Annotated in this window: 9 protein-coding genes and 1 riboswitch; of the genes, 7 read left to right on the top strand and 2 right to left on the bottom strand. The window is 37.6% G+C overall.

Annotated elements, in window-relative coordinates:
- Positions 1-35: 35 nt before the first annotated feature.
- Together V6670_RS20120 and V6670_RS20115 are read right to left on the bottom strand one after the other, a co-directional pair.
- Positions 36-323, bottom strand: coding sequence for a DUF2653 family protein (locus tag V6670_RS20120; protein ID WP_036124608.1), 288 nt, complete (start codon positions 321-323; stop codon positions 36-38).
- Complete coding sequence (locus tag V6670_RS20115) at positions 311-778, bottom strand: hypothetical protein (protein ID WP_141905387.1); 468 nt, start codon at positions 776-778, stop codon at positions 311-313. The genes V6670_RS20120 and V6670_RS20115 overlap by 13 nt, the downstream gene beginning before the upstream one ends.
- A gap of 184 nt (positions 779-962) precedes the next feature.
- Here V6670_RS20115 and V6670_RS20110 point away from each other — a divergent pair, with 184 nt between their 5' ends.
- The 7 genes from V6670_RS20110 to metH all read left to right on the top strand — a co-directional run bounded on the left by V6670_RS20110 (position 963) and on the right by metH (position 12444).
- Positions 963-1979: a YdcF family protein gene (locus V6670_RS20110; RefSeq protein WP_338651951.1), complete on the top strand. Its 1017-nt coding sequence runs from the start codon at positions 963-965 to the stop codon at positions 1977-1979.
- Positions 1980-2051: 72 nt separating this feature from the next.
- Positions 2052-3338: a tetratricopeptide repeat protein gene (locus V6670_RS20105; protein ID WP_338651950.1), complete on the top strand. Its 1287-nt coding sequence runs from the start codon at positions 2052-2054 to the stop codon at positions 3336-3338.
- A gap of 461 nt (positions 3339-3799) precedes the next feature.
- Positions 3800-4063, top strand: a complete 264-nt coding sequence (locus V6670_RS20100; RefSeq protein ID WP_170832567.1) for a hypothetical protein — start codon at positions 3800-3802, stop codon at positions 4061-4063.
- On the top strand, positions 4047-5255 hold the full coding sequence (locus V6670_RS20095) for a globin-coupled sensor protein (RefSeq protein ID WP_338651949.1): 1209 nt from the start codon (positions 4047-4049) through the stop codon (positions 5253-5255). Before V6670_RS20100 ends, V6670_RS20095 begins: the two co-directional genes overlap by 17 nt.
- Before the next feature lie 231 nt (positions 5256-5486).
- Positions 5487-6881, top strand: coding sequence for a protoporphyrinogen oxidase (locus V6670_RS20090; RefSeq protein ID WP_058843593.1), 1395 nt, complete (start codon positions 5487-5489; stop codon positions 6879-6881).
- Positions 6882-6980: 99 nt separating this feature from the next.
- A riboswitch (SAM riboswitch) is annotated at positions 6981-7081 on the top strand.
- A 91-nt stretch (positions 7082-7172) separates the two neighbouring features.
- Complete coding sequence (locus V6670_RS20085) at positions 7173-9020, top strand: bifunctional homocysteine S-methyltransferase/methylenetetrahydrofolate reductase (protein WP_338651948.1); 1848 nt, start codon at positions 7173-7175, stop codon at positions 9018-9020.
- Entirely contained in the window at positions 9013-12444 is a 3432-nt protein-coding gene (gene metH, locus V6670_RS20080; protein ID WP_338651947.1) for a methionine synthase, read from the top strand. Before V6670_RS20085 ends, metH begins: the two co-directional genes overlap by 8 nt.
- Positions 12445-12522: the final 78 nt, after the last annotated feature.

The following is a 12522-nucleotide window of genomic DNA, read 5'->3' as shown; positions in this document are numbered from 1 at the left end:
ATGAATTTTTGAACAATTCATTGTACTGCTTTTTTTTATGATAGTTTGGCAATAATGCCTTCCTCGTCGTCTAAAACAAGCTCAATCCCAGTTGAGAATGGGTCACTATGTAGAACATCTTTAATCCAAACACGTAATGCACCAATCATAGCTGCTGTATTAAGCACTTCGATTTGACCGTTTACTTCAACCTCTGCACCAAAGCCAGCGTCATCTTCGTAAGTCAATTCGACAAGAACTGCCTCGGGACGAATGTTTTTATAATAAGCTTGAGATAAACAAATAGCATTAATAATATCTTGTTCGTTGATTATTTGTGCCATTGTGCTTCCTCTTTGCGCTTTTTCTCTTTAAACATATTCATAATCTTTACCACAAGCATCACGATAACGGCAATTGCAGCTACATTAATGAGTAGACCTAAAATATTGCCAAGAATCCCCATGCCACTAAATAGACTGCCGAATAATAAACCAGCTAGACCACCAAGCATTAAGCCTTTCATTAGACCGCCAGAGAAAAAGCCGCCTTTTTTAGTAGTATCTACTTTATTAGTAGAGGATGAGTTGTTTTTATTTGTTGTTGCATTATTTTGATCTTTAGAAGTATCCTTAGATTTTTGGATATTCGAGCTATTATTGTTGTTATTAGTGAAGCCTTTTTTACCTGATTTATAGGATTTAGCTTCTGCCGTTGGTGTATCCGAAATGAATAATGTTGCACCAACAGTCGAAAATATCAGTGTCGCTGCAAAAAGAGCGGCAAGAATTTTTTTCATTACTTACATTCCTCCAATATAATTTTGAATTTGGTCATAAACTAGTTCTTATATAGTAATATTACATGAACTATATTAAAAAATAAAACAAACGCCTTCAATAATTGAGCTATATCATCAAATTTGAACAAGTAGTGACAAATGCCATGATTGTGAAAATTCTGCAATAGAAAGGAGTGAAACGATGCTACTAACTTTAACACTTTTCATCACATTATTTATCGTGTTGTACTTAACAGAAAAAAGGCGCTTTCTCAATGCGGTAGCACTAGGTTTAATAGGGATCTATATGATAAGAGCGTTCATTATGCACTATCCATTATTGCTGCCAAATGATCAGGGGATTATTTCAGAAATGGGGATATTTATTATATTGGGAAGCTTTCCAAGCATTATGTTTATTTTATCAATCGCAATGTTTTTCAATAGTAAAGTATTATTAGAGAAGGAAGGGCGTAAAGTACGTAATTTAATGTTAGCGATTCTCGGACTAAGTTTTGTTATTATGATGATATGGTATGTTTTCGTCATTTTTATCCAAATCGAAAATATACTTTGGCATATTCTTTTCTTCTATGCGTTTTTGGTTTTTGGCTATACAATGTTTTTATACACAAGTGTTCTTGCCTATGCAATACTGTATCATTTTACACCCATACGCTATGAACCAAATTATATTATTGTATTGGGCTCAGGGTTAATTGGGGATAAAGTGCCCCCACTTTTAGCAAGTCGTTTAGATGAGGCAGTAAAGCAGTATAAAAAGTATGGGGAGAGAGCTTTTATCATTGTCTCAGGTGGTCAAGGCAATGACGAAAAGCTAACCGAGGCATATGCCATGAAACAATACTTAATAGATGTACAACATCTTCCCACTGACAAAATATTGCTCGAAGATCAATCGACCAATACAGAACAAAATATGGTCTTTTCCAAAAAAATAATGGATCATCATGCGCAGGGAGAAAAATATCGTTCGCTATTTGTGACAAATAATTTCCATGTATTTCGTGCAAGTATTTATGCTAAGAAAGCAAAGCTAGATGCAGAAGGAATTGGCTCAAAGACAGCCTTTTACTATGTTCCCAATGCATTTACACGAGAATTTATAGGCTTATTAGATATGTATAAATGGGCCCATATTACAGTTTTTTTAATCATTACGCTATTCGTTGGCTTATTATTGAGAGCATATGTGTAACCAAATTTCAACTGTCTTCCATATAATAGTGGCAAGGCAGTTTTTTTACATAGTGTGCAAGGGAGGAAAATAATGTACGAGCAAATGTTAGCCAAGCGAAATAAAGAAAGAATTGATTCCCTACAAAATCTGACACAGTCAGAAAATACATGGTTTGCTCAAAATATAAAATTACTTACATTCACGGAAGTTACCCTAACAGCCTTGCAAAAAATATTGTATCAAATAGTGCGAGGGCTATTGAAAGAACAGCAACAACGGCATTTACAAATTATCCATTCAGAACAATCTCAGTCCATACAGGAGAATGTTTTAACATTGTTAGCGGAATATGACGATGTCTTGCGTGACGCCATTCCCGAATCTATCTATATCCTTGTTTGGCAAATTTCTTCGTTAGAAAAGCTAGCAAGCCGTATAGCAGTAGTTGATGATGTACTTGATATTGTGGAGTGGTACTTGCGTCATCAAGATGAACAGCTCCCTATTTTAGATGAAGAGGATTTAGATCATGAAGTCATTATTGATTTATATAAAGAAGCAGTTGAAGAACAAGACGCAGATGCACAATATCAATTGGGAGAATACTACAACGCTAGAGAAGGTGAACATTTTCAACCTGAAAAATCATTGAAATGGTTTGAATTAGCAGCTCTTCAGAATCATGCAGATGCTCAATACGTGCTAGGGAATTTTTACTTTGAGGGGATTGGTGTGGAAGAAAATGATTCCCTTGCTTTTTCATACTATGAAAAAGCAGCTTTACAGGGGCATGCGGATGCCGCTAATAATTTAGCGGATATGTATTTCAATGGGGAAGGCGTACCGCAAGATTTTATATTAGCAAAACAATGGTTCGACTATGCTGCTAAAAAAAATGTGGCAGAGGCGATGTTTACGTTAGGAATTATATACGAGCAGGGACTGGGTGTAGAAGCAGATGTAGAAGCAGCCTTCAATGCCTACAAAAAATCAGCAGAGCTAGGTTATGTCGAAGCGCAATATCGGCTTGGTGGGATATATTTAGAGGGACGCTTGGGTCAAACAAAGGAGGTAAACCGTGGCCTCTTTTGGTATGAAAGAGCTGCTGAACAATATCATGTAGATGCCTTTTATGATTTGGGCTATATATGGAGTAATGGACTAACTGGTATACGCAATATCGAAAAAGGTATTCATTGGTTTAAACAGGCTGCAATTCAAGGAGACGCGGATGCTAAGCTACAGCTAGGGCATATTTACAATAAAGGTGAAGGAATTGCTAGAAACCTGAAAGAAGCCATCAAGTGGTATGGCCTCGCAGCGGATGCTGGTGTTGCAGAAGCTTCTAAAATATTACAGGAACTTAAAGGATTGTAAATTTCGTGTGAAAAAATATAGTTTATTTGAATTATTTATTTGTCATGCATTTATAAAACTTTTGATTTAAAACGGGTTGTGTTTTTAGGTATATAGATGCTCTTGCGGAGAGGGTAAAAAATATTAATATAGTGATATTTAAAGAAGATTAATAAAAAAGGATAAGAAAAATAAAAAAAATAGGCATAATAAACAAGAAAACGGGTAAAAAAGCTACCAAATAATATTGTGGTAGCTTTTTTCTTATGCATTACCATTAATTTTAAGATAGGGACTTTTGGTGTGGTATATGTAAAAAAAAGGAATCGATAAGATTGACAGCAATTTATAAAATGATTAATGTAAATGAGTGATTTTGAAATAAAGCATACGTAAATAAGTCTACTGTTAGTCATGTACTGACTAGGTCTGCTTGCTGAGCGGGAATATTTTTTGTGTGATTGTACAAAGAGGTACTCGACATGCTTTTGGAGGAAGTGTGCCAGACAGAAAGAGTATTAGCCCATAGCATAATAGCTAATCTGTTTTTATCGGTATTTTTTCTTGTATCAATCAATATGTTAAAAAAGGGATTTGGTGTTTCTCAGCCTGCTGAAAGTAAACGGAATGAAAGAGGGAAGATGTGTGATTTTTCAAAAACAGAGAAAGACGAAGGTATTGGATTTACAGCAATATACAGTAAAAATGGATTTGTCTACTCGCCAATCAATGGTGAAACAAATTGAAATGCTGAATCTAACGAAGCAAGACTTACAATATTTAAAAGCTTTCCAGCCATATGTTATGGACAATGTAGATCACATCGTAAACCGTTTTTACAACATGATAGGAACAGAGCATCATTTGGTAGATATTATTAGTCATCATAGTTCTGTAGACAGACTTAAAGTAACACTACGGCAGCATATTATTGAAATGTTTAACGGAACCATTGATGAGGTGTATTACCAAAGACGAGTAAAAATTGCAAAGGTACATGTTCATATTGGGCTTAGAACCCAATGGTATATTTGCGCATTCCAAGATTTATCCATATCATTTATTGATTTAGTCGAAAAAAATATAGAGCATCCCCAAGATCAATTTAATACGATCAGGGCCATATCGAAAATTTGTAATTTCGAGCAGCAGCTCGTTTTGGAGGCTTTTGAAAACACTGTGGAACAAATGAAAGAAAAAATGATGCATGAGAAAGAAGCTATTGAACGACAAATTGTTGATTCTTCCGAAGCACTTGCCACAATTTCTCAGGAAACAAATAATTCATTTTGCTGCTTAAGCAAGCAATCTGACGAAATTAAACAATTGGCTAAAAAATCACTTGATGTCTCAACACTGGCTGAAAATCAAGCACTTGAAGGTCGTGAACGTTTAAAAAATCAATCACAAAATATGCTTAATATTATTCATTCACTTCATGATATAGAAGAAAATATTGAACAATTATCGGATATGTCTAGGGAAATGGAGACAATCATGAATGTTGTTACTAATATTGCTAATCAAACCAATCTGTTGGCATTGAATGCTGCAATTGAAGCGGCGCGTGCTGGAGAAGCGGGCAAAGGCTTTAGTGTAGTGGCTGATGAGGTGCGTAAATTATCTATTCAAACGAAGGATTCGGTTACTTCGGTGGCATTGTTATTGAAAAAAACGAGTGAACGGACAGAGAAATTAGAGCATTCTCTGGCAAATATTCAAGATGAAGTGGCGTCAGGTGAGGAAAACATGTTACAAACTGAAGGTCAATTTACAAGCATATTGGGAGCCATGACAGAAGCAAAGGATCAAAACGACTGTATGGCAACGAAAATACAAGCAATCGTCGGGATATTAAACGAGTTAGGGACATCATTTACAGAAGTAACGAATTCAGCAGAAAACTTAGCAAGCTTTTCCCAAAATCTAAAAGGATAGACTACTAAATTAACGTTTATGTTTCCGTATTTTTTAGACATATTAAACACTATAGTACCTATAAATATGTGTATTTTTGTAAATCTTGAAATGGAAATTCCATATGATTAAGCTAGAGCTATCTCACAGATGAGGTAGCTCTATTTTTGCTAAATTTGTAAAGGGTTTAACGTAATTTTCAATGAAAATAAGTTTATACTGTAGGAAGAACTAAAAATAGGGGCGGTTACTATGAAAACAGTTGTTGTATTAGGTGGCGGTATTACAGGATTATGCACAATGCATTATTTACAACGTCAAGTGAAGGAAAATAATGTAGATGTGCGTCTAGTGCTTGTAGAAAAAAATACATATTTAGGGGGCAAATTATATTCAACACATGAGCAAGGTTTTATTATGGAAACAGGTGCTGACTCGATTGTAGCTCGTCATAAAGGTGTTATGGAGCTTGTACAGGAGCTTGATTTTGAGGAGAATCTAGTTTACAACGAAACAGGTATTTCCTATATTTATACGAATAATGAATTACATGCCATTCCGGCAGATTCTACTTTTGGAATACCAATGAGTTTGGCATCCTTGGAGCAAAGCACATTGATTACAGAGCAAGGTAAACAAGATGCATTAAAAGATTTGACTTTACCAAACAAAGACTTCACAAAGGAAAGTTCAATTGGAGAGTTTTTAACCTATTATTTAGGGGAAGAGCTTGTGAAAAATCAAATTGCACCCGTTCTTGCAGGTGTTTATTCAGGGGATTTACACCAGCTTTCGATTGCCTCTACTTTACCGTACTTGATTGACTATAAGAACGAGTATGGAAGTATCATAAAAGGCTTTGATGCGAATCGTGAGCAATTTGCTAAAGCAGCCAATAAAAAGTTTATATCGTTCAAAAACGGTTTATCTTCTCTAATTGATCGTCTCGAACAAACATTAACTGATGTAGAGATCATCAAGGGTGTCGCAACTGTCAATGTTCAAAAGCAAGAAAACCACTATTCAATTGCCTTAGCTAATGGTGAAAGCATCGAGACAGATTATGTCGTTTTAGCACTGCCGAATGAGGCTGTTCAAGGCCTACTACAGGATGAATCATTAAACCGTTATTTTGACCAATTTACGACAGCTTCAGCAATTACGATCTATTTAGGTTTTGATGTACCAGACTCTAGATTGCCAGCAGATGGAACGGGCTATATTGTCTCACATAATTCTGACGTTACATGTAATGCTGCAACTTGGACAAGTCGTAAATGGAGGCATACATCAAGAGATCATAAATTACTTGTGCGACTCTTTTATAAAAGCATCAATCCAGCATATGAGCAACTCCGTGCCATGTCTGACGAAGAATTAGCAGCGGTTGCTTTAGAGGATGTGCGCAAGAGCCTAGGAATAGAGGAACAGCCAACAGTTATTAATGTCACAAAATGGATTGATCAAATGCCAAAATATGATCTAGCTCACCGTGAAGCATTACAAGGTTTAGTTCAAGAATTACAAGAAAACTATCCTAATCTATCCATCGCAGGTTGTTCATACTTTGGGGTAGGGATTGGTGCTTGTATTCAAAATGGGAAAAAAATCGGTGAGGAGCTTGCAAAGGAACTAGCCAATTTCTAAGCTTTTAAGTGAAAAATATCTTTGTTATGTGAAATAGTCTTGACTCATTCGTCAGTAAACGATATGATTCTTTTAATTATTTAAAAAATTCATACTACATTCTTATCAAGAGAAGCAGAGGGACTGGCCCATTGAAGCTTCAGCAACCAACTTTTTTGTCAGGTGCTAAATCCAGAAGACCATTGAGTCGAAGATGAGAAGGAAAAAACAATGATGAGTCATTAAAGCCTTCTTTTTTTTATAAAAGAAGGCTTTTTATTATACAGAGATATAGGAAGAGAGGCTAGTTTAATGAGATTGCTTGAAAGGTTAAAAACGCATGTATTGACGGCAGATGGCGCAATAGGCACAGTGCTTTATGGCTATGGTTTGGAGTATTGTCATGAGGAAATGAATGTACAGAAACCTGAGTTAATTGAAAAGATTCATAGAGAATATATTGCAGCTGGTGCTGATATCATCCAAACGAATACGTATGGTGCAAATGCCATTAAATTAGCTCGCTATGGATTAGAATCGCGTGTCCAACAATTTAATGAAGCGGCGATTACAATCGCAAAGCGAGCTGCGGCAGATGGAGGTCAGTTTGTCTTAGGGACAATTGGTGGTATTCGTGGTATTCGTAAAAGTGATGCAACGTTAGATGAAATCTTAGCAACTATTGATGAGCAAGCGAGTGTTTTACTTGCTGGAAATCCAGACGGCCTTTTACTCGAAACCTATTATGATTTTGAAGAATTAACAGCTACCTTAAAGATGCTACGGACAAAGACAAAATTACCGATTATTGCGCAAGTTTCCATGCACGAACCTGGTGTTTTACAAAACGGTATGTCTTTAAATAACGCCCTGCATGAGCTAGAAAAACTTGGTGCGGATATTGTGGGTGTCAATTGTCGTTTAGGTCCACACCATACCATTCAGGCGTTTGAAGGTGTAGAACTTCCTGATAAGGCATTTATGTCAGCTTATCCGAATGCTTCACTCCTTGACTTAGAAGATGGACGTGTCGTTTATGAGTCAGAAGCTGAATATTTTGGTCGAGCGGCTGTAGAATTACGTGATCAAGGGGTACGCTTAATTGGGGGCTGTTGTGGTACGACACCGAAGCATATAGCAGCAGCGAAGAAGTATTTAGAAGAGTTATCACCAGTTCATGAAAAGTATGCCAAACCCGAGAAGATTCAGATTGTTCGTGAAGCAGAGCCAACGAAGTATGAACCTCTTCATGAAAAAGTAAAGCGCGAACGCTCTGTCATTGTAGAGCTAGATACACCTAGACATCTGGAAATTGATGGTTTTTTGGAAGGGGCAAAACAATTGTATGATGCAGGAGCAGATGTCGTCATGATGGCAGACAATTCTCTGGCTTCTCCACGTATTAGCAATATTGCTATGGGTGCATTGTTGAAGAGTACTAATGGTGTACGTCCTCTAACACATATTACATGCCGAGACCGTAATTTAATCGGTCTGCAATCACATTTAATGGGGTTAAATGCATTAGGAATTCATGATGTGTTAGCTGTTACTGGCGATCCAACAAAAGTTGGGGACTTCCCAGGTGCCACAAGTGTTTATGATGTCTCATCAATGGAGCTGATCCAATTAATTAAGCAGTTAAATCAAGGTATTTCCTTCTCAGGTAAACCACTTCGTAAAAAAGCAAATTTTTCAGTAGCTGCTGCATTTAATCCAAATGTCCGTGTATTAGATCGTGCTGTGGCACGCTTAGAGAAGAAAATTGAGTACGGAGCAGACTACTTTATTTCACAGCCAGTATATACGAAGGAAAAAATTGTGGAAATTTATGAGGCAACCAAGCATTTACAAGCGCCTATTTATATTGGTATTATGCCCGTTACAAGTTATAAAAGTGCTGAATTCTTACATCATGAGGTGCCAGGCATAAAATTATCTGAAGATGCCTTAGCAAGAATGAAGGCCTGTGGTGAAGATAAAGAACGTGCAACATTTGAGGGGATTGCCATTGCGAAGGAATTAGTAGAGGTGGCTGCGCAGTATTTCAATGGCATTTACCTTATCACTCCATTTTTACGTTATGATGTGACTTTAGAGTTGATGAAATATATTGAGCAATTGGATGAACAGAAAAAAGGGGTAAGTATACATGGCTAAGCACTTGATTGAAAAGCAACTAGAGAAACGTATTTTAATTCTTGATGGCGCAATGGGAACAATGCTACAAAACGAAAACTTATCCGCTGAGGATTTTGGCGGGGAGGAGCTTGATGGCTGTAATGAAAATCTTGTGCTTACTAGACCTGATGTAATTAAGGAAATTCACCATAAATATTTAGAGGCAGGCGCAGATATTATTTGTACGAATACTTTTGGCGGGACGCCTCTTGTGTTAAATGAATATGATCTTGGCGCAAAAGCGGAAGAAATTAATAAACGTGCCGTCGAAATTGCTCGTCAAGCAGTGGATAACTTTTCAACATCAGATTGGCCACGTTTTGTTGCTGGCGCAATGGGTCCAACAACAAAAACATTATCCGTAACTGGCGGTATTACATTTGATGAGCTAGAGGAAAATTTTTATGTACAGGCGAAGGCGTTAATTGAGGCAGGAGCAGACGTCCTTTTACTAGAAACTAGTCAGGATATGTTAAACGTAAAAGCAGGTACTCTAGGTGTAGCACGTGCTTTCGCGGCAACTGGCAAAGAACTACCCGTCATGATTTCAGGAACAATTGAACCGATGGGTACAACACTCGCAGGGCAAACGATTGATGCTTTTTATATTTCTATTGAACATATTAAACCACTATCCGTTGGTTTAAACTGTGCGACTGGACCAGAGTTTATGACGGATCATATTCGTTCATTGGCAGAGCTTTCCACAGGCTATATTAGCTGTTATCCGAATGCAGGCTTGCCGGATGAAGAAGGTTGCTATCATGAATCACCAGAATCTTTATCACAAAAATTAAAAGGCTTTGCAGAAAAGGGCTGGCTTAATATTGTAGGTGGATGTTGTGGGACGACTCCAGCTCATATCACAGCTATCCGTGAGGTTTTAAAAGATGAAAAACCACGCCAAATACCAGAGAAAACACATGGTCATGCGGTATCAGGAATCGAACCATTATTGTATGACGATTCTATGCGTCCATTATTTATTGGTGAAAGAACGAATGTTATAGGCTCTCGTAAATTTAAGAATTTAATCATTGATGGGAAGTTTGAAGAAGCTGCAGAAATTGCACGTGCGCAAGTAAAAAATGGTGCACACGTTATTGATATTTGCTTAGCCAACCCCGATCGTGATGAATTAGCTGATATGCGTGGTTTTATGCAGGAGGTTGTGAAAAAGGTTAAGGTTCCTCTTGTAATCGACTCGACAGATGAAAAGGTCATTGAGGAAGCATTAAAATTTTCTCAAGGAAAAGCCATCATTAACTCTATTAATCTAGAAGATGGTGAAGAACGATTTGATGCAGTAATGCCACTCGTGAAGAAGTATGGAGCCTCATTGGTAGTTGGAACCATTGATGAAATAGGAATGGCCGTTGATCGTCATCGCAAGCTTGAAATTGCCGAACGTTCCTATAAATTATTAACTGAAAAATGGGGACTTGCACCGGAGGATATCATTTTCGACCCGTTGATGTTCCCTGTAGGGACTGGTGATGAGCAGTATATTGGATCGGCTCTAGAAACAATTGAAGGAATTCGACTAATCAAAGAAAAGATGCCACAGACATTAACTGTACTTGGTGTAAGTAATATTTCATTTGGCTTACCGCCAGTTGGCCGTGAAGTACTGAATGCTGTGTATCTTTATCATTGTACACAGGCCGGCTTAGATTATGCCATTGTCAATACAGAGAAACTAGAACGTTATGCATCCATTCCAGAGGCAGAAATTAAACTTGCAAATGACTTACTGTTTAATACGAATGATGAAACATTAGCAGTATTCACAGACTTTTATCGTGATAAAAAGAAAGAAAAAACCGAAGCGGATATACCAAAAACGGTTGAAGGTCGTTTAGCTTATTATATTTTAGAAGGTACAAAAGAAGGGCTGATTGAGGATTTAGATGCTGCACGCGAAATCTTTGCGGCGCCACTTGATATTATTAATGGTCCTTTAATGGCTGGTATGGCTGAGGTAGGTCGATTGTTTAATGATAACCAACTCATTGTAGCGGAGGTTTTACAATCAGCAGGCGTGATGAAGGCTGCTGTTGCCCATTTAGAGCAATTCATGGAAAAGAATGAAGAGAGTGCTGGAAAAGGGAAAATGGTTTTAGCTACCGTTAAAGGAGATGTGCACGATATTGGGAAAAACCTTGTTGATATTATTTTAAGTAATAATGGCTATAAGGTTGTCGATTTAGGCATTAAAGTAACACCAGCACAATTGATTGAAGCGATTCGCAAGGAAAAACCAGATTTTATCGGGCTATCAGGCTTACTGGTAAAATCAGCGCAACAGATGGTCATTACTGCTCAGGATTTCAAAGAGGCTGGCATTGATGTACCAATTTTAGTTGGTGGAGCTGCACTTTCTCGACGCTTTACAGAAACAAAAATTGCAGATGAATACAATGGTCCAGTTATTTATTCAAAGGATGCTATGCAGGGATTAGAGCAAGCAAATCTATTAATGGGTAAAGAAACGCGTGCGAATTTCTTAGCTGAAATCCAGGAATCTCGTCAAAAACGGCTAGAGGCAGATGTAAAAAGAGCTGCACGTCCAGCTAAAGAGATAACAATAAAGCCAGTACGTACAGTAAAGGAAGCGTCAATATTTTTACCAGCTGATTTACGTCGTCATGTGAAGAAAGACTATGCAGTATCGCATTTATATCCATACGTCAATATGCGTACATTGCTGGGACATCATTTAGGCTTGAAAGGGCAGGTTCAGCAATTGCTAGATGTCGGTGATTCACGAGCAACAGAGCTAAAGGATTTAGTAGATGATTATTTAAAAAGTGATTTATTAAAGCCTTCAGGTTTATATCAATTTTTCCCTGCTCAAGCGGATGGGGATGATGTCGTTGTTTATGATCCTGCCGATAGTAAAACAGAAATTGAACGTTTTACTTTCCCGCGGCAGCAAGTAGAACCATTTTTATGTCTAGCCGATTTCTTAAAAACGGTAGAGAGTGGAGAAATGGATTATATTGCGCTCATGGTGGTAACAGCAGGGCAAGGGGTTATGGCAACAGCTCGTCAATTAAAAGAGGCTGGCAAATTCCTTGAAAGCCATGCACTGCAATCGACTGCACTAGAATTAGCAGAGGGCTTTGCTGAACGTATGCATCAAGAAATTCGTGACCAATGGGGCTTCCCAGATACCACTGATTTTACAATGAGAGATCGTTTTGCAGCTAAATATCAAGGGCAGCGTTTTTCTTTCGGTTATCCTGCGTGCCCTAACTTGGAGGATCAGGAAAAACTATTCGGCTTATTAAAGCCTGAGGATATTGGCGTTCACCTTACAGAAGGTTTTATGATGGAGCCTGAAGCATCTGTTTCAGCGATTGTTTTTGCTCATCCCGATGCTCGCTACTTCAATGTTTAAGGCGTAAAATAGGAGGATATAGATAGTCAATTCATTGACTATCTATATCCATTTCATTGAATCATTGAAGAATGTGAG

This window comes from Lysinibacillus sp. Y5S-8 (assembly GCF_036894365.1).
GTDB lineage: Bacteria > Bacillota > Bacilli > Bacillales_A > Planococcaceae > Lysinibacillus > Lysinibacillus fusiformis_D.
The sequence above is the reverse complement of the archived record's forward strand: the minus strand, read 5'-3'. Positions and strand labels throughout refer to the sequence as shown.

Coding starts and splice junctions, on each gene's coding strand:
- V6670_RS20120 (WP_036124608.1), bottom strand. CDS start 323: ATGGCACAAATAATCAACGAACAAGATATTATTAATGCTATTTGTTTA.
- V6670_RS20085 (WP_338651948.1), top strand. CDS start 7,173: ATGAGATTGCTTGAAAGGTTAAAAACGCATGTATTGACGGCAGATGGC.
- V6670_RS20090 (WP_058843593.1), top strand. CDS start 5,487: ATGAAAACAGTTGTTGTATTAGGTGGCGGTATTACAGGATTATGCACA.
- V6670_RS20105 (WP_338651950.1), top strand. CDS start 2,052: ATGTACGAGCAAATGTTAGCCAAGCGAAATAAAGAAAGAATTGATTCC.
- V6670_RS20100 (WP_170832567.1), top strand. CDS start 3,800: ATGCTTTTGGAGGAAGTGTGCCAGACAGAAAGAGTATTAGCCCATAGC.
- V6670_RS20115 (WP_141905387.1), bottom strand. CDS start 778: ATGAAAAAAATTCTTGCCGCTCTTTTTGCAGCGACACTGATATTTTCG.
- V6670_RS20095 (WP_338651949.1), top strand. CDS start 4,047: ATGGTGAAACAAATTGAAATGCTGAATCTAACGAAGCAAGACTTACAA.
- V6670_RS20110 (WP_338651951.1), top strand. CDS start 963: ATGCTACTAACTTTAACACTTTTCATCACATTATTTATCGTGTTGTAC.
- metH (WP_338651947.1), top strand. CDS start 9,013: ATGGCTAAGCACTTGATTGAAAAGCAACTAGAGAAACGTATTTTAATT.